Source organism: Pseudomonas sp. R3.Fl, from assembly GCF_023516765.1.
In the GTDB taxonomy this organism is placed as follows: domain Bacteria; phylum Pseudomonadota; class Gammaproteobacteria; order Pseudomonadales; family Pseudomonadaceae; genus Pseudomonas; species Pseudomonas citronellolis.
Genome location: NZ_JAMGSO010000001.1, coordinates 7,395,201 through 7,418,363, shown reverse-complemented (window position 1 = coordinate 7,418,363; position 23,163 = coordinate 7,395,201). Strand labels below are relative to the sequence as shown.

Here is a 23,163-nt window from a genome sequence, read left to right as displayed (position 1 = left end):
GCGTCCCGACCCACAACGATTAGAACGGAGGACGCATGTTTGCCTTCCTGAACAGAAACCGTGCGGCAAACGCCTCGATCAACGGCGCCAGCATCCGTGTCGAGCCCGGCGAGACCCTGCTGCAAGCCGCCTTGCGCAGCGGCATCGACTTCCCCCACAGCTGCCGCGTCGGCGGTTGCGCCAGTTGCAAGTGCCGGCTGCTGCAGGGCAAGGTCAGGGAACTGACCGAGACCGGCTACATCCTCAGCGCCGAGGAACTCGACCAGGGCTACATCCTGGCCTGCCAGAGCGTGCCGCGCGGCGACGTGAGCATCGAGGTCGACAGCGCGCAGCAGGAGGCCCGCCAGGTCCGCGGCAAGGTAGTGGCGCAGGAGCGCCTCACCCACGACATCACCCGCCTGACCCTCCAGCTCGAAACGGGCCTGCCCTACCAGGCCGGGCAGTACGCCGAGCTCAGCCTCGACTGCCTGCCCAATCACGCCCGGAGCTTCTCCTTCGCCTCGCCTCCGCGGGCCGATGCCAAGGTCAGCTTCTTCATCCGCAAGGTGCCCGGCGGCCGGCTCACCACGCTGGTCGATAGCCACTCGCTGGTCGGCCAGGGCGCGAGCCTCAAGGGCCCGCTGGGCCAGTTCCACCTGCGCCCGGCCGACGCCCCGCTGCTGCTGGTGGCCGGCGGCAGCGGCCTGGCCCCGCTGCTGGCCATCCTCCAGGACGCGCTGGCCGGCAACGTGCGGCGCCCGGTCACCCTGCTGTTCGGCGCCCGGCAGGAGCACGACCTCTACGCCCTGGAGGAAATCCAGGCGCTCGCCCGGCAGTGGCCCGGGGCCTTCCACTTCGTCCCGGTGCTTTCCGAAGCGGACCGCCACGCCGCCTGGGAGGGCGCGCGGGGCCTGGTCAGCGAACAGATACCGGTGCTGCTGCAGGCCGGCAGCCACGCCTACCTGTGCGGGCCGCCGGGGATGATCGACAGCGCCAGCGCCCTGCTGCAACGGCATGGCGTGGCCCGCGAAAACATCCATGCCGACCGCTTCACGCTGCAACAGGCTCCCCATGCCGCCGCGGAAAGCGCAGCCACGCAACCCGCAAGCCTGTAACCCGAAGCCCAATAACAAGAGAGACAGATGCCCATGAACGCGCTGCACTACCTCAAGTACTTCCTGTTCCACGCCGTCGGCCTGTGCTCGGCCGCCGCCCTGCTCGCCGGCGGCCCCTGGATCGCCTACGGCCTGGCCGCCGTGCTGACGCTCTACGTGGTCGGCGACCTGGTCTGCGGCGACGACACCAGCACGCCCGAGTTCCATCACCCGGGCATCCTCACCTTCCAGCTGTGGCTGGCCCTGCCGCTGCTGTGCTTCATCGTCTTCGCGGCGCTCTGGGGCGTCAGCGACGGCGACTTCCTCGGCTTCGGCGCCGCCCTGGGCCAGGCGACGGGCTACGACCTGATCGCCGCCCGGGACGCCACCAACCTTGGCCAGCACCTCTGCGCCTGGGTCCTCACCGGCCTGATGATCGGCACCATCGGCACCATCACCGCCCATGAGCTGACGCACCGCACCTGGGACCCGGTCTCCATGCTCATCGGCCGCTGGCTGCTGGCGTTCAGCTTCGACACCACCTTCTCCATCGAGCACGTCTACGGCCACCACCGCTACGTCTCCACCACCGAGGACCCGGCCACCGCGCCGCGCGGGCGCAACGTCTACGCCCACGTGCTGATCTCGACCCTGCGCGGCAACCTCAGCGCCTGGCACATCGAGAAGCAGCGCCTGGCGCGCAAGGGCTACTGGCTGCTCGGCTGGCGCAACGCGGTGCTGCGCGGGCACGGCATGAGCCTGCTGCTGGTGGCCGCGGCCTACGCCATCGGCCAGTGGCCCGCCGCGCTGTTCTTCATCGCCTGCGCGCTGTGGGGCAAGGCCCTGCTGGAGATCGTCAACTACATGGAGCACTACGGCATGGTGCGCAACCCGGCCACCCCCGTGCAGCCGCGGCATTCCTGGAACACCAACAAGCGCATCAGCTCCTGGACCATGTTCAACCTGACCCGCCACTCCCACCACCACGCCCAGGGCGAGGTGCCCTACCAGGACCTGAAGCCCTTCCCCGACGCGCCGATGATGGTCGGCGGCTACCTGACCACCATCATCGTCGCCATGCTCCCGCCGCTCTGGCACAAGTTGATGACGCCCAAGGTGCTGGCCTGGGACCGCGAATACGCGAGCGCCGAAGAGCGCCAACTGGCCGCGACCGCCAACGTCCGCAGTGGTATTCCGGCGCTGATGAAATATTCGAACTATCCGTCCCCTTCCTGATGAGCGTTACCTGCAAGTTCGAATGTTTCGCCCGGGAATGAAAGAGAACATCCCCGAAAGATTCACCTGAAACTTCCGCCGAGGGCCGGTTGACGCCGCAGCCCTCGGCGCCCGGGCATTCGCTGAAGTGCATAGTTGGAACTTCCACTGGGTGCGGCGCTTTTCGAAAAACAATAAGCCGGTACTTGCCCAATCAGGAAAGTCCATATCTTGCAAGATCGATCCCGAGTATCCGCCAATGCACTTCGCCTTTCATTCTTCAGGAAAATCAAATATCGCTTGACACTTCCCTTGCAGTTTGGCGTCATAGCCAGCGCCTTACGTAGCAAGAAGAAGCGCCCTTGTTTTCTATCAACGCCATATTCATGGCGTTTTTTACAAGTATCGCTATATAAAAAAGTAAATAACGTAATAAAACACTTTCTGCTCGGAGTCAGGCGCGACACTCGAACCGTTATCAGGAGCATTCATATGAAGCGATCCACCCTCGCCCTGGCGATCGCCGCGGGCGTCCTCGCCCAGCAGGCCAGCGCCGGCGGGTTCATCGAAGACAGCAAGGCCAGCCTCGGCCTGCGCAACTTCTACATCAACACCGACAACCGCAACGGCCCCGCCTCGCCCAGCAAGCAGGAAGAATGGGGCCAGGGCTTCATGCTCAACTACGCCTCCGGCTTCACCGAGGGCACCGTCGGCTTCGGCGTCGACGCCCTGGGCCTGCTCGGCCTGCGCCTGGACGGCGGCGGCAAGTCCGGCAAGAGCGGCATCGACCGCCAGCCCGGCACCATCTTCCCGCTGGAGAGCGACGGCAGCGCGGTGGACGAGTTCAGCAGCCTGGGCCTGACCGCCAAGGCCAGGGTGTCGAAGACCGAGTTCCGCTACGGCACCCTGCAGCCCAAGCTGCCGGTGGTGGTCTACAACGACGCGCGCCTGCTGCCGATGACCTACGAGGGCGGCCAGGTCACCTCCAACGAGTTCAAGGACCTGACGCTGATCGGCGGCCAGCTGACCCACACCAAGGGCCGCAACTCCACCGACTGGCGCAGCATGTCCATCGCCGGCGCCAACGGCAGCAGCGCCAGCTCCCGCGACAGCAACAAGTTCTACTTCGCCGGCGGCGACTACAAGGCCACCAAGGACCTGACGCTGCAGTACTACTACGGCCAGCTGACCGACTTCTACCAGCAGCACTTCCTCGGCCTGACGCACAACTGGGCGGTCGGCCCGGGCACCCTGAAGACCGACCTGCGGGTGTTCATCAGCGATTCCGACGGCAAGAACGGCAGCGCCTCCGGCCGCGCCGACGGCTACGTCAGCAGCGGCTACTACGGCAACAACGCGACCAAGGGCGAGGTGGACAACAACGTCTACAGCGGCCTGCTCACCTACAGCCTCGCCGGCCACAGCATCGGCGCCGGCTACCAGGTGCTCACCGGCGACAGCGACTTCCCCTACCTGAACCGCGGCGACGGCGAAGGCACCAGCACCTACCTGCACACCGACGCCCAGCTGCTGAAGTTCAACCACGCCGGCGAGCGCACCTGGATCGGCCGCTACGCCTACGACTTCGCCAAGCTCGGCGTGCCGGGCCTGACCTTCAGCGTGCTCTACCTCAACGCCGACGACATCAGGACCGGCCGCGGCGACCAGGGCGAATGGGAACGCGACATCGCGGTGGGCTACGTGGTCCCCGAGGGCACCTTCAAGGGCCTGGGCCTGGCCTGGAAGAATGCCACCATGCGCAGCGGCCTGCCGGTCAGCGGCTCGGGCACGGCGACGCAGCGGGACCAGGATGAGAACCGGTTGATCGTGAGTTATACGTTGCCGTTGTTCTAGGTCTGGAGTGGGGGCTGTTGGAGCCAAGAGCCCCTCTCCCTAACCCTCTCCCTGAAGGGAGAGGGGACCGTTCGGAGTGAGTGGATGTTTCGGCGTCAGCCGGAGATGACGGTTCAGGTTGAAACCATTCCTATCCGCCGGCACGGACAAGCTCCCTCTCCCTTCAGGGAGAGGGAGCGGAGCCAACCCAAGACACGAAAGCCACCGGGCCGCGCCAGGATGCTCTTCGTAGGAGCGAGCTTGCTCGCGAACCGCATGGCACCGTATTTGTTCGCGAGCAAGCTCGCTCCTACGAGAAGCCGTGCTCGCCAGCAACACCCTCTTGCTGGAGCACACAGTGCGGCAGCAGGTCCAAAGGTATCTGCCCACCCTGAACGACCCGCGCAGCCACTCCCCCATCCTCCATCACCGGCGCTATGACAGCGCCGGGCCGCAGCTGGCGGATACGCGGAAGGTTCCGCGAGTCATTGACCGTCACCACCGTGAGCGCACTGCAGGCGAGCGCCTGCAATGCCCGCAGCACGGCCAGGTTGTGCGAATCGTCGTCGAGCATCGCCAGTATGGCCACCGCTCTCTCCGCGCCCGCCCGCCGGAGCACTTCCACGTCCTGAGGATCGCCCAGCACGGCGTCCGGGGCTGCCGTCGAGGTTCGACAGGGCAGCAGGCGGATCGCGGCCTGGCCCCTTGCGCTCAGTTCCCGCCAGGCGTTGTAGGCCAGGGCGTTGTCGCCGATGACGATGTAATGCTCAGCGCGCGTCATTCGCCGCGCCCCAGAGCCCGTCGAACGGCAGGAAGTTCAGCCATTCCCCCGCCGCGAAAGTCCTGCCCGCCGGGACTTCCAGCAGGCCGTCGGCCACTGCCGCGCTCAGCAGGGTGCCGGAGCTCTGCCCCGGCAGCAGCCGGGCGACACCGTTCTCGATGCGCACCCGCAGGTATTCCTGGCGGGTACCCGCCGAAGGCCAGTCGAAGCCCGCCGGCAGCGGGTAGTGCCTGGGCCGGACCGCGGCCACGCCCATCCGCCGCAGCAGGTAGGGCCGCACCAGCAGCAGGAAGGTCACCAGGGACGAGCCGGGGTTCCCCGGTAGCCCGATGAAGGGCGTTGCGTCCAGTTGGCCGAAGGTGAACGGCTTGCCTGGCTTGATGGCCAGCTTCCAGAGCAGCACCTCGCCCTGCTCGCGCAGGAGCTGGCCGATGAAATCGGCCTCGCCCACCGAGACGCCGCCGGAACTGAGGATCAGGTCGCTCGCGCTGCCGGCGGCGAGGGCCGCGCGGATCGCCTCGGGGTCGTCCCCGACGCGGCCCAGCTCCACGACCTCGCAACCCAGGCGCTGGAGCAGCGCCCGCAGCAGCGTGCGGTTGCTGTCGTAGATCTGCCCGGGCGCCAGCGCCTGGCCAGCGACGACCAGTTCATCGCCGGTGGAAAGCAGCGCGACCCGGGGGCGCCGCACGACCGGCGCGCGCTCATAGCCCTGGGAAGCCAGAACCCCCAGGGATACCGGCCCCAATACCCGGCCGGCTTCGAGCAGGGGTTCGCCGGCGGCGATCTCGTCCGCCCGCGGCCGAACGTTGGCGCCGGCCCGCGGCTGGCCTTCGATCAGCACCCGCTGGTCGTCGAGCAGCCTGCAGTTCTCCTGGATCTGCACGCAGTCAGCCCCTTCCGGCAGCGGCGCGCCCGTGTAGATGCGCGCGCAGGTGCCGGGCTCCAGCGGCGCCGGCGCCTGGCCGGCGAAGATCGTCTGGGAGATGCGCAGCGCCCGCCCGTCCAGGTCCGCAAGCCTGAAGGCATAGCCATCCATGGCGCTGTTGGCCCAGGGCGGCGAGTCGGTCCGCGCGAACAGGTCGCGCGCCAGCACGCGGCCATCGGCCAGGGCCAGCGCCAGTTCCTCGATATCGGCGATGGGCGAGCCTTGCGCCAGGTCGAGCAGGCGGCCCAGGGCCTCGTCGACCGGCATCAGCGCCGCGCCCTTCATTGGCGCGGCCCGCAGGCGTTGCCGGGCTTGAGGTGCGCGACGAAGTTGCAGGGGCGGTGCCGCGAATCGAGCTGCTCGACCAGGATGCCCTCCCAGGCCGTCCGGCAGGCCCCGGTGGAGCCCGGCAGGCAGCACACCAGGGTGCCGTTGGCCAGGCCGGCCAGGGCGCGGGACTGCACGGTGGAGCTGCCGATGTCGAGGATCGACAGCGCGCGGAACAGCTCGCCGAAGCCCTCGACCTGCTTGTCCAGCAGGCAGGCGACGGCCTCCGGAGTGCTGTCGCGGCCGGTGAAGCCGGTGCCGCCGGTGATCAGCACCACCTGCACCTCCTCCTCGGCGATCCAGGCGGCGACCTGCGCGCGTATCCGGTAGAGGTCGTCCTTGAGCAGCACACGCGCCACCAGGCGGTGGCCGATCTCGACGCAGCGGCTCGCCAGCAACTCGCCCGACGTATCGTTTTCGAAAGTTCGCGTATCGCTGACGGTCAATACCGCGATGTTCAGCGGAATGAATTCCGTATTCGGTTTGACACTCACGGGGCATCGCTCCAGTTGGAAGTTTCCGTGGAAACTAGAGACAAAGACCGGCGTCGTCCAATCGATATGGCAAACCCTCCGATCGGAGTCTTCTATCGACAAGAAGAGTGTTCCCGATAAGGCGCATCTATCTTCCGGTAAGCATTTGCAATTGGACGCATCCGCTGCAAGTTCTGTAGTTTTCCGCCTTCGATTCCGAGCCTTCGGATACAACGAGCATGAGCACTATCGAAATACCCTGTTCCATACTTCTGCTCGCCGGTGGAAAAGGCCAGAGAATGGGAGGAAAGGACAAGGGACTGATGCTCTTCCGCGGCAAGCCGTTCATCGCGCATATCCATGCCGTGGTGCGCGAACTGACCGACGACCTAATCATTTCCTGCAACCGCAACCAGGCTGTCTACGCGACCTATTCGGACCGCTGCGTGAGCGATTCGGTCGACGGCTATCCGGGCCCCCTGGCGGGTGTGATCGCGGGCCTGGAACAGGCCAGGCACGCGTGGATGCTGGTGCTGCCCTGCGATGCGCCGCTGGTCGACCAGGCGCTCGTCCGCGCCATGCTGGCGCACCTCGGCAAGGGCCTCGGCTACCCGCTGATGCTGCGCCAGGGCAGCCAATGGCAGCCGATGTTCAGCCTGCTGCCCAAGGCCCTGTTGCCGACCCTGGAGGCGGCCTGGGCGGCGGGCGAGCGAAGCCTGCTGCGGCTGCTCCTGGCCGCCCGGGCCAAGGGCCTGCCGTGCTCCTGCCAGGACCTGCGCCTGCAGAACCTGAACAGCCCCGAAGTGCTGCTGGCGGCGCAGAGCGGCACCATCGAAACCCGGCCGTGAAAGCAACTTCCGGCCTGCATCGAATGCGTTGTTTCCGTCATAGAGGAGTCTTATTGACGGATCGGAACAAGCGATTGGACGTTATTTGATCGCCTGCGTAACCTGAAAACAGGCAACAAGACACAAGGTGCCGTGATGGAGCTGATCGACGAAGCTCGAACCGATATATCCGATATCAATGCGCCGCCCGCGCCCGCGCAAACCTATAGTTATGTCGAGTTGGGCGAGAACTGGATAATCGGTGAGGCCGTACTTGCCCGGGAAACGGCATTGGCCATCAGTTATAACGGCATCAACCAGGCGGTGATGATGGTATCGCCGGGTAATATGGAAGACTTCGTCAGGGGTTTCAGCCTGACCAATGAAATCGTCACTTCCCTGGATGAAATCCGCGATATAAAAATCACCGGTTCCGGCGAGTCGTACCTGGCCCAGGTCGAAATAACCAACCGCGCCTTCTGGGCGCTGAAGGACCACCGCCGGCAACTGGCCGGCACCAGCGGCTGCGGCATCTGCGGGGTCGAGGCGCTGGACCAGGCGCTGCCGGCGCTGACCCCGCTGCGCCTCGCGCCGCTGCCGGAAGCGCGCCTGCTGGAGGGCCTGCGCGAGCGCATCAACGCCGCCCAGACGGTCGCCCGCGACAGCGGCGCCCTGCACGCCGCCCTGTACCTCGACGCCCAGGGCGAGGTGCGCCTGTGCCGCGAGGACATCGGCCGGCACAACGCCCTGGACAAGCTGATCGGCGCCATGGCCCAGGCTCGCTTCGAACCCGCCGAGGGCTTCGTCGTCGTCACCAGCCGCTGCAGCCTGGAACTCATTCACAAGGCGGTGCGGGCGCGCATCGGCACCCTGGTCAGCCTCTCGGCGCCCACCGCCCTGACCGTGGAATGGGCGCGCCGCAACCAGCTCAACCTCATCCACCTTCCCCACCACAGCCTGCCCAGGCTCTACAGCCCGGCGCCCTGACCCGCGCGCCCCGGAGTCCCGATGAACCAAGCCCATGAGTCGGCGGCGACGCTGACCCACCTGGACAATCGCGGCCATGCCCGCATGGTCGACGTCACCGCGAAGCAGGACAGCCAGCGCGAAGCCGTGGCCGAAGCCTGGATCAGGATGAAACCTGAAACCCTCGACCTGATCCTCGAACAGGGCCACCCCAAGGGCGATGTCTTCGCCACCGCGCGGATCGCCGGGATCATGGCGGCCAAGCGCACTCACGAACTCATCCCGCTGTGCCACCCGCTGCTGCTCAGCGCGGTCAGCGTCGAGCTCAAGCCGGTGCTGCCGGACTCGGTGCGCATCGTCGCGAGCTGCCGGCTGAAAGGCGCGACGGGCGTGGAGATGGAAGCCCTGACGGCGGCCAGCGTCGCGGCCCTGACGCTCTACGACATGTGCAAGGCGATCGACCGCGGCATGCAGATCGACTGGGTGCGGCTGCTGCGCAAGGCCGGCGGCCGCTCGGGCCTGTACCAGGTGGAGGACGCGCGATGATCCACCTGCAGTACTTCGCCCGCTACCGCGAACTGCTCGGCAGCGAGGGCGAGCCCCTGCCCTGGCAGCCGGCCCTGGCCACGCTGGGCGACCTCCGCGACCACCTGGCCAGCCGCGGCGGCGCCTGGGCCGAGGTGTTCAGCCAGGGCAACCTGATGTGCGCGCGCAACCAGGAGTTATGCAGCCTGGACGAGCCCCTCGCCGATGGCGACGAAGTGGCGTTCTTCCCGCCGGTGACCGGAGGCTGAATGAGCATCTGCGTGCAACAGCAGGGCTTCGATGCCGGTGAACTCATCGAGCGGCTGCGCGGGCGCTCCGGCGGCGCCGGCGCCCTGGTGAGCTTCGTCGGCTACGTGCGCGACCTGGACGGCGGCGCCGAAGTCAGCGAGCTGTTCCTGGAGCACTACCCGGGCATGACGCAAAGGAGCCTGGAGCAGATCGCCGCGGCGGCGCGGGAGCGCTGGGCGCTGCTCGACCTCGAAGTGCTGCACCGCGTCGGCGCCCTCGCGGCGGCCGAGCCGATCGTCTTCGTCGGCGTCACCAGCCGGCACCGGCGGGACGCCTTCGAAGCCTGCGAATACATCATGGACCAGTTGAAGACCCGCGCCCCGTTCTGGAAGCGCGAACGCACGCCCCACGGCTGGCAATGGGTGGCGGCCCGCGAGACGGACAGCCAGGCCGCCGCGCGCTGGTGAGGGCACGGGTAGCGCCCGGGGTGAGCGCTACCCGTCCGCCCGTCTTCAGGTTCCGGTCTGCTCCGCGTCGGCCGGCGGCGCGGGCGGCTCAGCCGCCGGGGGCTGGGCGCCGCCCTTCTCCAGCGTCACCTTGCCGGCCTCCTTGTCGTAGCCCAGGGCGATGCTGTCCCCGGAAACCACCTTGTCCCCGAGGATTTCCCGCGCCAGGCGCGTCTCCACTTCCTGGCGTATCTGCCGCTTCAGCTCGCGGGCGCCGAACTCGGGCTGGTAGCCCACGTCGACCAGGTGATCGACCAGGGACTCATCGACCGTCAGGGTGATGTCCTGCGCGGCGGCCGTGCGCACTACCCGCTGCAGCTGGATGCGGACGATGGCGCGGATGTCGTCGCGGGACAGCGCATGGAACACGATGATGTCGTCGACGCGGTTGAGGAACTCCGGACGGAAGTGTCCCTTGAGCACGCCCATCAGCTCGTCGCGCAGCGCCTTGTCGTCCATGCGCTCGGCCTCGGGGCGTTCGAGGTTGTCCATGATGATCGAGGCGCCGAGGTTGCTGGTGGCGATGATGATGGTGTTGCTGAAGTCCACCACCCGGCCCTTGCCGTCGGTGAGCCGACCGTCGTCGAAGACCTGCAGCAGCACGTTGTTGACGTCGGGGTGGGCCTTCTCGATCTCGTCCAGCAGGATCACGCTGTACGGCCGCCGGCGCACGCGCTCGGTCAGCTGGCCGCCCTCGTCGTAGCCGACGTAGCCCGGCGGCGCGCCGATCAGCCTGGCCACGGCATGGCGCTCCATGTACTCGGACATGTCGATGCGGATGATCGCCTGCTCGTCGCCGAACACGCTCTCCGCCAGCGCCTTGGCCAGCTCGGTCTTGCCCACTCCGGTCGGGCCGAGGAACAGGAAGGTGGCGATGGGCCGGTGGGCCTGGCCGAGGCCCGCGCGGGACAGGCGCACCGCATCGCTGACCGCCACCACCGCGTGCTCCTGGCCGATCAGCCGCTCGCGCAGCGTCTCTTCCATCTTCAGCAGCTTCTGGCGTTCTTCCTGGGTCAGCTCCGCCACCGGGATGCCGGTCAGCCGCGAGACCACCTCGGCGATGGACGAGGTGGTGACCTCCAGGGTCTCGGAACCGGTCTTGCGTTCCCAGGCCTCGGAGCGTTCCTCCAGCTGCGTCTGTTTCTCGCCGATCAGCTCCTCGAAGCTCTTCGCCTCGTCGAAGCGCTTGCGCGAGGTCGCGTAGTCCTGCTCGCGCTTGAGCTGGGCGATCTCCGCCTCCAGCTCCTGGATGTCTGCCGGCCGCGAGGTGGCGCCGATGCGCACGCGGGCGGCGGCCTGGTCGATCAGGTCGATGGCCTTGTCCGGCAGGAAGCGGTTGGTGATGTAGCGGTCGGCGAGTTCCGCGGCGGCGACGAAGGCATCGTCGGCGAAGGTCACCTGGTGGTGGGCCTCGAGCTTGTCGCGCAGGCCCCGGAGGATGACGATGGTCTGCTCCACCGTCGGCTCGGGGACGAACACCGGCTGGAAGCGGCGTTCCAGCGCGGCGTCCTTCTCGATGTACTTCTGGTACTCGTTGAGCGTGGTGGCGCCGATCAGGCTCAGCTCGCCGCGGGCCAGGGCCGGCTTGAGCACGTTGGCGATGTCCAGCCCGCCCTCCTCGCCGCCCTGCCCGGCGCCGACGATGGTGTGCAGCTCGTCGATGAACAGCACCAGCTCGTCGTGCTTGGCGGTGACTTCGTCGATCAGCTGCTTGGCCCGTTCCTCGAACTCGCCGCGGTACTTGGCGCCGGCGACCATCGAGTTCAGGTTCACCTCCACCAGGCGCTTGCCGCGCAGCACTTCCGGCACGTCGCCGTTGACGATGCGCTGGGCCAGCCCTTCGACGATCGCCGTCTTGCCGACGCCGGGCTCGCCGATCAGCACCGGGTTGTTCTTCTTGCGCCGGGCCAGCACCTCGATGGCGTTCTCGATCTCCTGGGCCCGCCCCAGCACCGGGTCCAGCTTGCCCTGGCGCGCCAGCTGGGTGAGGTCACGGCCGAACTTGTCCAGCGTCGGCGTGCCGCTGGGGGTATCCACGCGGCCGTCTTCGGCGCCCTTGCCGACGATCTTGACCACCTTCTGGCGCAGCGTCTCGGGGGTCACGCCGTACTTCTTCAGCAGCGTGCCGGCCAGGCTCTCGGGCACCGAGGCCAGGCCGATCAGCAGGTGCTCCGGGCCGACGTAGGAATGCCCCAGGTCCCGCGAGGCCTGGAAGGCCAGCTGGAAGGCCTTCTTCAGGCGCGGCGAGATGGTCATGCGGTCCACCGGCGCGTCGGCGGAGGCGTTGCCGGTCTGCGCATGCTGGTCGATGTAGCCCTTGATGTCCTCCGGCGACAGCTTCAGTTCCTTGAGCAGGGCGCTCACCACGTCGGTGTCGGCCAGCACGTACAGCAGGTGCTCGGTATCCAGTTCGTTGCGCCTGAGCTCGTGGGCCTTTTCCGCGGCGCGCTGGAGAATCTCCAGGGTCTGGGCGCTGAAGGCATCGGTGGCGTCGACCGACTCGCGGGGCACTTCGGCGGCCATGCCGAAACCATCGCCCTCCTCGCCCGCGCCGCCGAACCTGTCGAAGAAGCGTGAAAGCCCGCCGCCCCCCAGCAGCGAGTCGAACGGATTGAGCATGCTCTGGTGCCGCATCAACTGACGGTAGTCGTGGTCGCAGATCGACATCGACTTGCGCTCGCCATTCTGTACGACGGTCACGCGGGCAACGGCGGGTCGCGCATTACAGATTTCACAGAGAGTCGCCATGATGAACTTTCTCCACGCAACAAGTGGGCGCTTGTAATCGAGCGGCCGCATCTCCAGCAGCGCATAGCCATGGATGAGTTCAATAACGAACCCGGAGACTTGGCATGCACTGTTTTTTCGAAACGAAAGAGACAGGAAAACTCGAAAAGCCGGAACGGTTATTACACCGTCCGTTCACCATAGTCCGGGAAGTGGAAGAGCGCCAGACGAAATCGACGATAGCCAAACAACGAAAGATGATAAGCAGCGACGCTATAGCTACAAAACAATGAAACGAAGGAAGCTCAGCGGAACATGCCGGAGCAACTTCGGATTCCCTGGAAAACTATTGCGGCGAAGTGAGTCGCCGCAATAGTCCAGGGAAGTTACCGGGAAAACCGCTCGAACACGGGAAGTTATTCGGCGAGTTGCTCCAGCAGGTCGGCGGAGGGAACGAAGAACAGGCTGCCGGTCACCGCACGGCTGTAATCCAGCAAGCGGTCGTAGTTGCCCGCCGGGCGCCCGACGAACATGTTCTGCAGCATTTCCTCGATGGGCTCGGGCGAGCGGGCATAGCCGATGAAATAGGTGCCGAACTCCCCTGCCCCCGGCCGGCCGAAAGGCATGTTGTCGCGCAGGATCTTCACTTCCTTGCCGTCCTTGACCAGGGTGGTGAGGGAGCTGTGCGAGCAGCTCGGCTTGACCGATTCGTCCAGCTCGATGTCGGACAGCTTGGTGCGCCCGATGATGCGCTCCTGGGCCTCGATGGACAGCCGGTTCCAGCCGGCCATGTCGTGCAGGTACTTCTGCACGATGACGTAGCTGCCGCCGGCGAAGCCGGGGTCTTCGTCGCCGATCAGGGTGAAATGGGCCGCCTCGCGGCCCGCAGGATTCTCGGTGCCGTCGACGAAGCCGACCATGCTGCGCATGTCGAAGTAGCGGAAGCCCTGGACTTCGTCGACCACTTCCACCGCCTTGCCCAGCCGGGTGACCACCTGGGTCGCCAGTTCGAAGCACAGGTCCATCTGGTCCGCGCGGATGTGCAGCAGGATGTCGCCCGGCGTGGAAACGGCCACGCGCTCGCCGGAACCCACTTCGCGGAAGGTGTGCAACGCCGCCGGGCGAGGCGCGCCGAACAGCCTGTCCCAGGCCTCGGAGCCGAAGCCGACGACGCAGGAAAGATTGCCCGCCGGCGCCCGCTTGCCGACCGAACGCACCAGGGCGGCGATATCCCCGCACAGTGCGCGCACGGCATCGCGGTTTTCCTCACCGGAAACCAGCGTCATCACGAGAAAGATCGCGCTACTGGTGATCGGACTGTCGACTGCCTGGGGATTGGGGAGTTCTTCTGTCATTTTGCTTGGCAACTACCATCACGGTTGGGCGTTCGAGACTACCAGATAATAGCGGGCGCATGACAATCGTCATCGCGCGTGCCGAATGGTTTTATTCCGAACTGCAAGTAAGGCTGAAAAAGAAAGGGGTGCCATTGACACCCCGGTTATATGTTGGGCAACTTGGCTCAGTTGACTTCCGAGCGCATCACCCGAACCGGCACGGATTTATAGGAGGGCGTTCCGCTGTCGACGTCTATGTAGTCCAGCGGCACCAGTCTATTGGCTTCGGGATAGTACGCGGCGACCGAACCCGCGGCGATCTTGTATTCAATGGCGGTGATCTTCTCGTAACGCAGTTTGCGCCCCGCGGTAATTGTTTCTATATCCACCAGGTCGCCATGTTCCAAACCCCTGGCCGCCAGGTCGTCCGGGTTCATGAAGAGCACGTCGCGCCGCCCGAATACGCCGCGGTAGCGATCGTCCAGCGCATAGATGGTGGTGTTGTACTGGTCGTGGCTGCGGATGGTCACCAGGCGCAGGACGTCTTCGCCCTCCACCACCTTGTCTTCGTGCAGGCCGGGGAAGACGAAGAACTCGGCCTTGCCCGAGGGCGTGTCCCACTTGCGCTCGGTCGGCGGCAGCGGCATGCGGAAGCCGCCCGGGACGCGGATGCGGGCATTGAAGTCGTCGAAGCCGGGCACCGTCTTCTCGATCAGGTCGCGGATGCGGTCGTAGTCGGCGACCAGCTCCAGCCAGGGCACCTTGCTGTCCGGCAGGGTGGCGTTGGCCATGCCGGCGACGATGGCCGGCTCGGAGAGCAGGACGTCGGAAGCGGGCTTCAGCTTGCCGGCCGAGGCATGGACCATCGACATGGAGTCTTCCACGGTCACCGATTGCGGCCCGGTTTCCTGCACGTCCAGCTCGGTCCGCCCCAGGCAGGGGAACAGGAAGCTGTGCTTGCCCACCAGCAGGTGCGTGCGGTTCAGCTTGGTGCCGATGTGCACGCTCAGCTCCAGCTTGCCCATGGCCGGGAAGCACTGGCCGGGGTCGGGCAGCGCCACGGCGAAGTTGCCGCCCAGGCAGATCAGCGCCTTGGCCGTGCCGTCGATCATCGCCTGCATCGCCTGCACGGCATCGTGGCCATGCTGCGCCGGCGGCTTGAAGCCCAGCACCTGTTCGATCTTGCCGAGGAAGGCGCTCGACGGCTTCTCGGTGATGCCCACCGTGCGGTTGCCCTGGACGTTGGAGTGGCCGCGCAGCGGGCAGATGCCGGCCCCGGGCTTGCCGAAGTTGCCGCGCAGCATCAGCAGGTCGCAGATGAGCCGGACGTTGGCGGTGCCCTCGTTGTGCTGGGTGATGCCCATCCCGTAGGTCACGATGGTGGCGTTGGACTTCGCGTAGGCCGCCGCGACCATTTCCAGGTCGGATTTCTTCAGGCCGCTGGCGGCTTCGATGTCCGGCCACTGGGTGGCGTGCAGGTCGGCGACCAGCGCATCGAAGCCGACGGTGTGCTGCTTGATGAACTCGTAGTCGAGCGCGCCGCCCAGGCTGTCCTCGATCTCCAGCAGCGCCTTCATGATGCCCTTGATCGCCGCCGCGTCGCCGCCTGCCTTGACCATGAAGTAGGAGGACGCGATGCGGGTGGAGCCGTAGGTGGCCATCTCGATCATGTCCTGCGGGTCGGCGAAACGCTCCAGCGCGCGCTCGCGCAGCGGGTTGAACACCATGATCGGCACCTTGCGCCGCGACGCCTCGTGCAGCGTGCCCATCATCCGCGGGTGGTTGGTGCCGGGGTTGTGGCCGATGGAGATGATCAGCTCGCAGGCCTCGAAGTCATCCAGCGATACCGTGCCCTTGCCGATGCCGATCGAACGCGGCAGGCCGACGCTGGTGGGCTCGTGGCACATGTTCGAGCAGTCCGGGAAGTTGTTCGTGCCGTATTCCCGGGCGAACAGCTGGTAGAGGTAGGCCGCCTCGTTGGAGGCCCGCCCGGAGGTGTAGAACTCCACCTCGTCGGGCTTCAGGCCACGGAGAATCTCGCCGATGCGGGCGAAGGCGGTTTCCCACTCGATGGGCTGGTAGGTGTCCGAGGCGCGGTCGTACACCAGCGGGTGGGTGATGCGCCCGAGGTCTTCCAGCTCGTAGTCGCTGCGGTGCAGCAGGGAAGCCACCGGGTGGCTGGCGAAGAACTCGGGGGTGACGCGCTTGCTGGTGGCCTCCCAGGTCACCGCCTTGGCGCCGTTCTCGCAGAACTGGAAGGTGGACCTGTGCTCCTTGTCCGGCCAGGCGCACCCGGGGCAGTCGAAGCCGTCGGGCTGGTTGGTGCGCATCAGGGTGATGGGCGCCTTGAGGGTATCCATCTGTTCCCGGACGGCCGTGGCCGTCGCCTTGAGAGCGCCCCAACCACCAGCGGGACCATCGTATTTACGAACACCAGGTACCTTGCGTCGAATAGTCATGATCGCTCCATATATACGAGCAGGCCGATAGTTGGGCGTGGCTCGACAGTTTTATATGTTCAGACGCTATAGCGATTATCTTTCTCCGCTATAGCGATATTGCCTTGCGCTCTACCCTCCCGAAAAAACAAAACTTCTTTCTTTCAAGAAGAAACCATCGTCGCCAGCCAACGAAAAACTGGCGCCTGTTACATGACTTGCTGGATGAGATCAACAGGAAGTTGCGAGAAAAAATAGCTTGCTCATGCCGCTCGATCGTGCTCTAGAATCTAAGCGGCGCACTTCCGAGATGTCAAGGCAAAGAACGAGAGTTGCACAGGCGCAAGCGGTCACTTAGTTAGCTTGCTTTGTGCCCGACACTCTCCGGCGAACTTTCCCTCCACTCCACAAGGCAGAGAAAGCATGGACACATACAGCTCGACCGCAATTGATCTGGCTCGTCTGCAGTTTGCCTTCACCGTTGGCGTCCATATAATCTTTCCGGCCATCACCATTGGTCTCGCCAGTTTCCTGACGGTACTCGAAGGTCTTTGGCTTAGAACCGGAAGAGATGTCTACCGGGATCTTTACAGCTTTTGGGTGAAGATTTTCGCCATCAACTTCGGCATGGGTGTCGTTTCCGGATTGGTAATGGCCTATCAGTTCGGCACCAACTGGAGCCGCTTTTCATACTTTGCCGGCGGTATTACCGGACCCTTGTTGACTTATGAAGTTCTGACCGCGTTCTTTCTCGAGGCGGGCTTTCTCGGCGTGATGTTGTTCGGCTGGGAGCGCGTAGGCCGGGGCCTGCACTTCTTCGCCACCGCCATGGTCGTGCTGGGCACATTGATTTCCACCTTCTGGATATTGTCTTCCAACAGTTGGATGCATACGCCGCAAGGCTTCGAGATCGTCGATGGCCGGGCGGTGCCGGTCGACTGGCTGGCAGTCATCTTCAACCCGTCGTTCCCCTTCCGGCTCGCGCACATGGCCATCGCCGCGTTCCTCGCCACCGCCTTCTTCGTCGGGGCCTCCGGGGCCTGGCACCTGCTGCGCCGGAGCAACGACGAGGCCGCGCGCACCATGCTCTCCATGGCGGCCTGGATGGCGCTGCTGGTCGCGCCCATCCAGGCCGTGGTCGGCGATGCCCATGGGCTCAACACGCTGGAACACCAGCCGGCGAAGATCGCGGCCATCGAAGGGCACTGGGAGAATGTTCCGGGCGAACCTTCACCGCTGATATTGGCCGGCTGGCCCGACATGAAGGCGGAAAAAACCCACTTCGCCATAGAAGTTCCCCTGCTGGGAAGTCTTATTCTCACCCACAGTCTCGACCGCCAGATTCCCGCACTCAAATCATTCCCGCCGGAAGACAGGCCAAACTCCACGGTTATCTTCTGGACGTTCCGGATAATGGTAGCCATGGGACTCCTGATGATACTTACCGGCCTCTGGAGTCTATATCTGAGATGGCGCGGAAAACTCTACGATTCCCGCTTTTTCCTCAAGTTCGTGCTCTGCATGGGCCCTTCGGGACTCATTGCCCTGCTGGCCGGCTGGGTAACTACCGAAATGGGCCGGCAGCCCTGGGTGGTCTACGGATACATGCGTACCGTCGATGCCGCCTCGGCGCAAACCACCGCGCAAATGACCATCAGCCTGGTACTTTTCGTTCTTGTCTACTTCGCACTCTTCGGCACCGGCATCGCCTATATGCTGAAACTCGTACATAAGGGGCCGCAACCCCACGATGCGGAACATCCCATCGAAGGCGGTGCAGGCCAGATGCGTACGCCCGCACGTCCATTGTCGGCATCCGACGACCGTTAAGCGCAAGCACTGCAAACTTGAGGAGCGAATAACATGGGCGTCGATCTCACACTCATCTGGGCATTGATCATCATCTTCGGCATCATGATGTACGTCATCATGGATGGCTTCGACCTGGGCATCGGCATTCTTTTCCTTGCAATAAAGAACAAGGAAGAACGCGACGTCATGATGAATACCGTCGCCCCCGTATGGGACGGTAACGAAACATGGCTGGTATTGGGCGGCGCGGGATTGTTCGGCGCCTTTCCCCTGGCCTATTCGGTATTGCTCAGCGCGCTCTACCTGCCCCTGGTGCTCATGCTGCTGGGGCTGATCTTCCGCGGCGTGGCCTTCGAGTTCCGCTTCAAGGCCAGCGACAGGAACCGCCACTGGTGGGACAAGGCCTTCATCGGCGGCTCCATCGTGGCGACCTTCGCCCAGGGCGTGGCGCTGGGCGCCTTCATCGACGGCATCCCGGTGGCCAACAACGCCTATGCCGGCGGCAGCCTCGACTGGCTGAGCCCCTTCCCGATCTTCTGCGGCTTCGCCCTGCTGGTGGCCTACGCGCAGCTGGGCAGCACCTGGCTGATCATGAAGACCGAAGGGCAGCTGCAGGCGGAGATGTACCGCTATTCCTCCTACTTCATCTGGATACTGCTGTTCGCCATCGCGATCATCAGCATCTGGACGCCCCTGTCGCACCCGCAGATCGCCCAGCGCTGGTTCAGCCTGCCGAACCTGGTCTACTTCCTGCCGGTCCCGGCGCTGCTGCTGTTCAGCTTCTTCGCCACCCTGATCACCCTCGCCCACCGGGCCACGGTGACACCCTTCATGCTCACGCTGCTGGTCATCTTCCTGGGCTACAGCGGGCTGGGCATCAGCGTCTGGCCGAACATCATCCCGCCGGCGGTCTCCATCTGGCAGGCGGCCTCACCGGTGCAGAGCCAGCTGTTCGCCCTGATCGGCGCGCTGTTCATCCTGCCCTTCATCCTGATGTACACGTCCTGGAGCTATTACGTGTTCCGCGGCAAGGTCAAGGTCGGCGAGGGCTACCACCACTGAGCAACGGGTGGCGGCATGGGATGGAATGCGAACCGGCAGGCGACCCCTGCCGGTTTCGGCCAGCCGATCTAGGCAACCGGGGACGCCACGCCCCTGCCCCGCTCCGAGGACGGCAGCGCCCACTGGAAGCAGGACTTGCCCAGGGCCTTGGCGACCAGCATGGCCGAATCCGCGGCCAGGACCAGTTCGTCGGCCTGCCGGCCGTCGCGGGGAAACTCGGCGACACCGATGCTGACGCCGATCTGCAGGGCCGGGAACTCTTCCAGCAGGCTGGCTTTCGCCACCCCCAGCAAGCGTTCGCAGAGCGCTTCGACCTCCGCGCCGGTGGCGCCGGTGATCAGCGCGAACTCATCCCCGCCCAGCCGCGCCAGCAGGTCGCCGCCGCGTATGGTCCTGCTCCACTTGTTCGCCACCACCTGCAGCAGGCGGTCGCCCATGGCGTGGCTATGCAGGTCGTTGACCTGCTTGAAGCCATCCAGGTCGAGGTAGAGCAGGGTCAGCGACTTCTTCTGGTGCCCCGCCGCCGACATCGCCTGGCGCAGCGACAGGTCGAAACCACGGCGGTTGAGCACGCCGGTCAGCACATCGTGGCCGGACTCGTATTCAAGGCTCGACAAGAGTTTCGAACGGGTTTTCATGGTGCGGTGCATGCGCACCGCGACCAGTACCAGAAAGAACAGTTGCACCGAACTCAGGCAGGCTCCCAGAACGAAACAGGCGAATGACTTCACACCCAGGGCCTGGCCATGTAGCCAGATGAATATCAATAGCCCGGCCATCGTCGCCCAGGAGAACAGTGATACGCCCAGAAGTGCATTGAACTGATGACGAAGATGGCGAACCAGACTTTCCTGACTAATCTGCAAGACACAACCCCTGGCAAAAATTTTCTACCGCAATGAATCGTCAGCCAATTGAAATACTTGAGCCATACGGACGGACGGCAGTTCCCTGCGTGCACACTAATGGCGCAGCGGAGAAATACCGCCGAAATTCTGGAATAAGAACGCGCGGAAACTCAGTGGCGGGCACTGAATCGGTGATCGAGCGCGGCGCTTTGGCTAACTCTGCGTAAAGTGGTTACTTCTTCTGCAGCCAGGCGTCCACGACATCGCTGCCATATTCCGCCTTCCAGGCCTTCAGAACTTTATGGTTGCCGCCCTTGGTTTCAACGACCTCGCCACTGTGCGGGTTGCGGTAGACCTTGACCGCCCGCGCGCGCCGCTTGGCGCGCACGCCCCGCCCCGCGCGCGCAGGCGCTTCGCCATGGGCCCGGGGGTCGAGGATGGCGGTCACGTCGCCCAGGGACTTGCCGTATGCCTGCATGAGTTCATTCAGTTTCTGCTCGAACTCGATTTCCTTCTGCAGATTGACATCGTTCTTCAGCGACTCCAGGTGGGCCATCTGTTCTGCGAGCGCTTTCTCGACAGCGCGAAACTCTGCCAGCTTGGACATGGGAAACTCCTTCAGCAAAAGTTTTTCCAACCGATGAATATACCGGACAATTTCTGCGAATCCAAACGCCCGAAGTCCTGAAGCCATACATCCGCAAAGGTCTTTCGAACCATAAGGCAGGCCTCCACGGAGTTCACCTCGTTTTCAACGATCATTCCGGGCCCGGTAATTCGATACAGCGATATCGTATATTCGCCCGCGGCTCTCCGCGCTTTATCTGGAGTCCTGGAACATACCTGCCGCTGCGATATCCGGATGCGCTTATAAGCAACTGTCTATTGGGTTATTCCCCTTCGGGCCAGCGCAAGCGCTGTTCGCGATGGAACCGAGAAAACAATGCAGGAACAACTGTCTTGCAGGCCGCGCCGGGGGGGCTCTTCGTAGGAGCGAGCTTGCTCGCGAACAGACTCCGCTGCGGGGCTCATTCGCGAGCAAGCTCGCTCCTACGAGAAGCCATGCGCGCTCCTACAGGGCAATACGGACCACCCCGGAACGTAGGGCGTATAACCGTTCGCGGTTATACGCCGCTGGCCGATGCACCAATACTCGACGAAAACGTCATGGGACTGGATCACTCCTCCCCCAACTGCCGCCACATCCGCTGCGTCAGGCGCTGGCGGACATCGCCCCAGGTAGCCCAGGGATCGTCCCCGCCACGCAAGGCCAAGCGCTCGTCGATATTCTGCAGGGTCCAGGCATTGGCCCCCCGCAACCTCTCCAATTCCTCCGGCGCCACCGGCACCGACACCGGCAGGCCCTCGCGGGCGCGCACCGACCAGGCGCACACGGTGCTGGCGCCGCGGCTGTTGCGCAGGTAGTCGACGAAGATCCTGCCGACGCGGTTCTTCGGCCCGGATACGGCGCTGAAGCGCTCCGGCATCCGTTGCGCCATGTGCCGGGTGATGGCGTGGGTGAAATCCCTGACCTCCTCCCAGCCATGGCGGCGCTCCAGCGGCACCAGGATGTGCATGCCCTTGCCGCCGCTGGTCTTGAGGAAGCTGGCCAGCTCCAGTTCCTCCAGCAGCGCGAGGATTCGCCGGGTGGCCTCGATCATCCGCGCCCAGGGCAGGCTGGGGTCGGGGTCCAGATCGAGGACGAAGCGGTCGGGGTGCTCCAGGTCGTCCACCCGCGCATTCCAGGTGTGCAGCTCCACCACCCCCATCTGCGCGGCGCCGGCCAGGGCCCGGGCGCTGGCGATGCGCAGCAGCGGCGCGTGGCCGGGGTCCAGCCCGGGGTCGAGCTGCTCCACGCCGGCCATCTCGGTGTGCGGGGCATGGCGCTGGAAGAACACCTCGCCACCGACGCCGTCCGGGGCGCGCAGCAGCGACACCGGGCGGTCGTCGAGCCAGGGCAGGATGCGTTCGGCGGCCCGCTCGTAGTAACGCGCAAGGTCCAGCTTGCGCAGGCCGCTGGCGGCGTCGATCACCCGCTCCGGGTGGGTGATGACGATACCGGCGACCCGCTCGCCGCGTTCCTCCGGGTCCGTCGCCGGCTTCTTCACCTCGGGCCTCCCGGGCGGCCCTGTTCGCCGGGCAGCGTTCGCCCACTGAGCACGCTTTGCGGCTGCTCGGCGAGGATGTCGTGGCGGGGAAAATCGCGGGCCTCGTCGTCGCGGCCCTTGACCAGGAACCACTGCGGCTTGCGCCCGGCCATGCGGGTGCGGATCAGGCTCCAGCTGCCGTGCAGCTTGCTCCCCTCCAGACGGAACTTCAGGTGGCCGCTCTCCAGGCCCTGGCGCGGGTCGCCCAGCGGCACCCAGCGGCCGCGGTCCCAGACGATGACGTCGCCGGCGCCGTAGTGCCCCTCGGGGATGTGCCCCTCGAAGCCGGCGTACTCCAGCGGGTGGTCCTCCACCTCGATGGCCAGGCGCTTCACCGACGGGTCCAGGCACGGCCCCTTGGGCACCGCCCAGCTCTTCAGCACTCCATCCAGCTCCAGGCGGAAGTCGTAGTGCAGGTGACTGGCGGCATGCTTCTGGATGACGAAGTCCAGCGCCCGGCCCCTGCGGGACGGGGCTTGCCCGCGAGGCTCCGGCGTGCCGCCGAAATCGCGGCGGCGGGCGTACTCCTCCAGGCTCGACTGATCATTGGCCATCGACGTCTCCATCAACTGGCGGCCCCGTCACTATAGCCGCCCTGCCCCTGCCGCCATGGCGCTGCCGGGCGGCGAGGCGGTTGCCGAAAGGAGCGTTCGCTGGTTGCAGATAAGAAATCGTTATAACGGCAACTCGCTAGCAGGCTACTGTTCATTTCCTGACGTCGGCTTTTCGGCGTGATCGGACGACCGATCCCAGCTTCGCCGTACCCTGCGGACCCGCTTCAATCAAGTCGATAACTCGGGAGCCACCCGATGCAAACCTATTTGCAGGCCAAACGCATTCTCGAAGACAGCTTCACGCCCTACCGCTGCCAGTGCACCCTCGAAGCGGACGGCTCGATGACCGTGCAACTGCTCGCGCCCAACAGCTGCGACGTGGAACTGACCATCCCGCAGATCCCCCGCCACGACTGGGACAGCCTGCGCGCCGTGGCGAAACTGGCGCTGGAGCTGCGCCAGGCGCTGGACATGGCGCTGTCGGAACAGCAGCGGCCGGCCAAGCCCCTGAGCCTGGCGCCCGGCTAGCCACTCTTCG

The 23,163-nt window shown here is 65.2% G+C and carries 19 protein-coding genes and 1 pseudogene; 11 read left to right on the top strand and 9 right to left on the bottom strand.

The window, feature by feature from the left end; translation table 11 throughout:
- Positions 1–35: 35 nt before the first annotated feature.
- From M8R19_RS32685 to M8R19_RS32675, 3 genes are all read left to right on the top strand, one after another.
- Positions 36–1,094 (top strand): 2Fe-2S iron-sulfur cluster-binding protein, encoded by a 1,059-nt coding sequence (locus M8R19_RS32685; RefSeq protein WP_249920079.1) that lies wholly within the window; start codon positions 36–38, stop codon positions 1,092–1,094.
- 27 nt (positions 1,095–1,121) lie between these two features.
- Positions 1,122–2,309: an alkane 1-monooxygenase gene (locus M8R19_RS32680; RefSeq protein ID WP_249920078.1), complete on the top strand. Its 1,188-nt coding sequence runs from the start codon at positions 1,122–1,124 to the stop codon at positions 2,307–2,309.
- Between the two features lie 471 nt (positions 2,310–2,780).
- Positions 2,781–4,142, top strand: a complete 1,362-nt coding sequence (locus M8R19_RS32675) for an OprD family porin (RefSeq protein ID WP_283939531.1) — start codon at positions 2,781–2,783, stop codon at positions 4,140–4,142.
- A 289-nt stretch (positions 4,143–4,431) separates the two neighbouring features.
- Here M8R19_RS32675 and M8R19_RS32670 read toward each other — a convergent pair whose 3' ends face one another.
- From M8R19_RS32670 to moaB, 3 genes are read right to left on the bottom strand one after another with little or no spacing between them, the layout of a single operon-like run.
- On the bottom strand, positions 4,432–4,902 hold the full coding sequence (locus M8R19_RS32670) for an NAD-binding protein (RefSeq protein WP_249920077.1): 471 nt from the start codon (positions 4,900–4,902) through the stop codon (positions 4,432–4,434).
- Positions 4,889–6,094, bottom strand: a complete 1,206-nt coding sequence (locus M8R19_RS32665) for a molybdopterin molybdotransferase MoeA (protein WP_249920076.1) — start codon at positions 6,092–6,094, stop codon at positions 4,889–4,891. Before M8R19_RS32665 ends, M8R19_RS32670 begins: the two co-directional genes overlap by 14 nt.
- A gap of 14 nt (positions 6,095–6,108) precedes the next feature.
- Positions 6,109–6,648: a molybdenum cofactor biosynthesis protein B gene (gene moaB, locus M8R19_RS32660; RefSeq protein WP_058070373.1), complete on the bottom strand. Its 540-nt coding sequence runs from the start codon at positions 6,646–6,648 to the stop codon at positions 6,109–6,111.
- A gap of 218 nt (positions 6,649–6,866) precedes the next feature.
- Here moaB and mobA point away from each other — a divergent pair, with 218 nt between their 5' ends.
- The 5 genes from mobA to M8R19_RS32635 all read left to right on the top strand — a co-directional run bounded on the left by mobA (position 6,867) and on the right by M8R19_RS32635 (position 9,661).
- A complete protein-coding gene (gene mobA / locus M8R19_RS32655; protein WP_074980829.1) occupies positions 6,867–7,475 on the top strand; it encodes a molybdenum cofactor guanylyltransferase MobA in 609 nt (202 codons plus the stop codon).
- 135 nt (positions 7,476–7,610) lie between these two features.
- Entirely contained in the window at positions 7,611–8,441 is an 831-nt protein-coding gene (gene fdhD, locus M8R19_RS32650; RefSeq protein WP_074980830.1) for a formate dehydrogenase accessory sulfurtransferase FdhD, read from the top strand.
- A gap of 21 nt (positions 8,442–8,462) precedes the next feature.
- Entirely contained in the window at positions 8,463–8,966 is a 504-nt protein-coding gene (gene moaC, locus M8R19_RS32645; RefSeq protein ID WP_061561790.1) for a cyclic pyranopterin monophosphate synthase MoaC, read from the top strand.
- Positions 8,963–9,214, top strand: a complete 252-nt coding sequence (locus tag M8R19_RS32640) for a MoaD/ThiS family protein (protein ID WP_061561791.1) — start codon at positions 8,963–8,965, stop codon at positions 9,212–9,214. Before moaC ends, M8R19_RS32640 begins: the two co-directional genes overlap by 4 nt.
- Positions 9,215–9,661, top strand: coding sequence for a molybdenum cofactor biosynthesis protein MoaE (locus M8R19_RS32635; protein WP_043272851.1), 447 nt, complete (start codon positions 9,215–9,217; stop codon positions 9,659–9,661).
- Between the two features lie 45 nt (positions 9,662–9,706).
- Here the strand turns inward: M8R19_RS32635 and M8R19_RS32630 are convergent, their stop codons facing one another.
- The 3 genes from M8R19_RS32630 to M8R19_RS32620 form a co-directional block, all read right to left on the bottom strand.
- Positions 9,707–12,451 (bottom strand): ATP-dependent Clp protease ATP-binding subunit, encoded by a 2,745-nt coding sequence (locus tag M8R19_RS32630; protein ID WP_436410219.1) that lies wholly within the window; start codon positions 12,449–12,451, stop codon positions 9,707–9,709.
- A 392-nt stretch (positions 12,452–12,843) separates the two neighbouring features.
- Complete coding sequence (locus M8R19_RS32625; protein WP_249920075.1) at positions 12,844–13,782, bottom strand: Dyp-type peroxidase; 939 nt, start codon at positions 13,780–13,782, stop codon at positions 12,844–12,846.
- A gap of 167 nt (positions 13,783–13,949) precedes the next feature.
- Positions 13,950–16,223: an FdhF/YdeP family oxidoreductase gene (locus M8R19_RS32620; RefSeq protein WP_043272853.1), complete on the bottom strand. Its 2,274-nt coding sequence runs from the start codon at positions 16,221–16,223 to the stop codon at positions 13,950–13,952.
- 402 nt (positions 16,224–16,625) lie between these two features.
- On the opposite strand from M8R19_RS32620, the gene M8R19_RS32615 reads away from it, so the two are divergent.
- Entirely contained in the window at positions 16,626–18,032 is a 1,407-nt protein-coding gene (locus M8R19_RS32615; RefSeq protein WP_249920074.1) for a cytochrome ubiquinol oxidase subunit I, read from the top strand.
- Between the two features lie 33 nt (positions 18,033–18,065).
- Entirely contained in the window at positions 18,066–19,076 is a 1,011-nt protein-coding gene (gene cydB / locus M8R19_RS32610) for a cytochrome d ubiquinol oxidase subunit II (RefSeq protein WP_074980834.1), read from the top strand.
- 68 nt (positions 19,077–19,144) lie between these two features.
- Here the strand turns inward: cydB and M8R19_RS32605 are convergent, their stop codons facing one another.
- The 3 genes and pseudogenes from M8R19_RS32605 to ligD all read right to left on the bottom strand — a co-directional run bounded on the left by M8R19_RS32605 (position 19,145) and on the right by ligD (position 22,625).
- Positions 19,145–19,762: a GGDEF domain-containing protein gene (locus M8R19_RS32605; RefSeq protein WP_249920073.1), complete on the bottom strand. Its 618-nt coding sequence runs from the start codon at positions 19,760–19,762 to the stop codon at positions 19,145–19,147.
- A 394-nt stretch (positions 19,763–20,156) separates the two neighbouring features.
- A complete protein-coding gene (locus tag M8R19_RS32600) occupies positions 20,157–20,531 on the bottom strand; it encodes a histone-like nucleoid-structuring protein, MvaT/MvaU family (protein WP_249920072.1) in 375 nt (124 codons plus the stop codon).
- Between the two features lie 571 nt (positions 20,532–21,102).
- Positions 21,103–22,625: pseudogene (gene ligD, locus M8R19_RS32595) on the bottom strand (non-homologous end-joining DNA ligase).
- A 255-nt stretch (positions 22,626–22,880) separates the two neighbouring features.
- On the opposite strand from ligD, the gene M8R19_RS32590 reads away from it, so the two are divergent.
- Complete coding sequence (locus tag M8R19_RS32590; protein ID WP_009621889.1) at positions 22,881–23,153, top strand: DUF1652 domain-containing protein; 273 nt, start codon at positions 22,881–22,883, stop codon at positions 23,151–23,153.
- The last annotated feature ends 10 nt before the right edge of the window (positions 23,154–23,163 follow it).

What these genes read in the sequence shown, in the direction of transcription:
- M8R19_RS32615 (WP_249920074.1), top strand. Translation starts at nt 16,626, where the DNA reads ATGGACACATACAGCTCGACCGCAATTGATCTGGCTCGTCTGCAGTTT.
- M8R19_RS32670 (WP_249920077.1), bottom strand. Translation starts at nt 4,902, where the DNA reads ATGACGCGCGCTGAGCATTACATCGTCATCGGCGACAACGCCCTGGCC.
- M8R19_RS32685 (WP_249920079.1), top strand. Translation starts at nt 36, where the DNA reads ATGTTTGCCTTCCTGAACAGAAACCGTGCGGCAAACGCCTCGATCAAC.
- fdhD (WP_074980830.1), top strand. Translation starts at nt 7,611, where the DNA reads ATGGAGCTGATCGACGAAGCTCGAACCGATATATCCGATATCAATGCG.
- M8R19_RS32620 (WP_043272853.1), bottom strand. Translation starts at nt 16,223, where the DNA reads ATGACTATTCGACGCAAGGTACCTGGTGTTCGTAAATACGATGGTCCC.
- cydB (WP_074980834.1), top strand. Translation starts at nt 18,066, where the DNA reads ATGGGCGTCGATCTCACACTCATCTGGGCATTGATCATCATCTTCGGC.
- M8R19_RS32600 (WP_249920072.1), bottom strand. Translation starts at nt 20,531, where the DNA reads ATGTCCAAGCTGGCAGAGTTTCGCGCTGTCGAGAAAGCGCTCGCAGAA.
- mobA (WP_074980829.1), top strand. Translation starts at nt 6,867, where the DNA reads ATGAGCACTATCGAAATACCCTGTTCCATACTTCTGCTCGCCGGTGGA.
- M8R19_RS32640 (WP_061561791.1), top strand. Translation starts at nt 8,963, where the DNA reads ATGATCCACCTGCAGTACTTCGCCCGCTACCGCGAACTGCTCGGCAGC.
- M8R19_RS32625 (WP_249920075.1), bottom strand. Translation starts at nt 13,782, where the DNA reads ATGACAGAAGAACTCCCCAATCCCCAGGCAGTCGACAGTCCGATCACC.
- moaC (WP_061561790.1), top strand. Translation starts at nt 8,463, where the DNA reads ATGAACCAAGCCCATGAGTCGGCGGCGACGCTGACCCACCTGGACAAT.
- M8R19_RS32675 (WP_283939531.1), top strand. Translation starts at nt 2,781, where the DNA reads ATGAAGCGATCCACCCTCGCCCTGGCGATCGCCGCGGGCGTCCTCGCC.
- M8R19_RS32680 (WP_249920078.1), top strand. Translation starts at nt 1,122, where the DNA reads ATGCCCATGAACGCGCTGCACTACCTCAAGTACTTCCTGTTCCACGCC.
- M8R19_RS32635 (WP_043272851.1), top strand. Translation starts at nt 9,215, where the DNA reads ATGAGCATCTGCGTGCAACAGCAGGGCTTCGATGCCGGTGAACTCATC.
- M8R19_RS32590 (WP_009621889.1), top strand. Translation starts at nt 22,881, where the DNA reads ATGCAAACCTATTTGCAGGCCAAACGCATTCTCGAAGACAGCTTCACG.
- M8R19_RS32665 (WP_249920076.1), bottom strand. Translation starts at nt 6,094, where the DNA reads ATGCCGGTCGACGAGGCCCTGGGCCGCCTGCTCGACCTGGCGCAAGGC.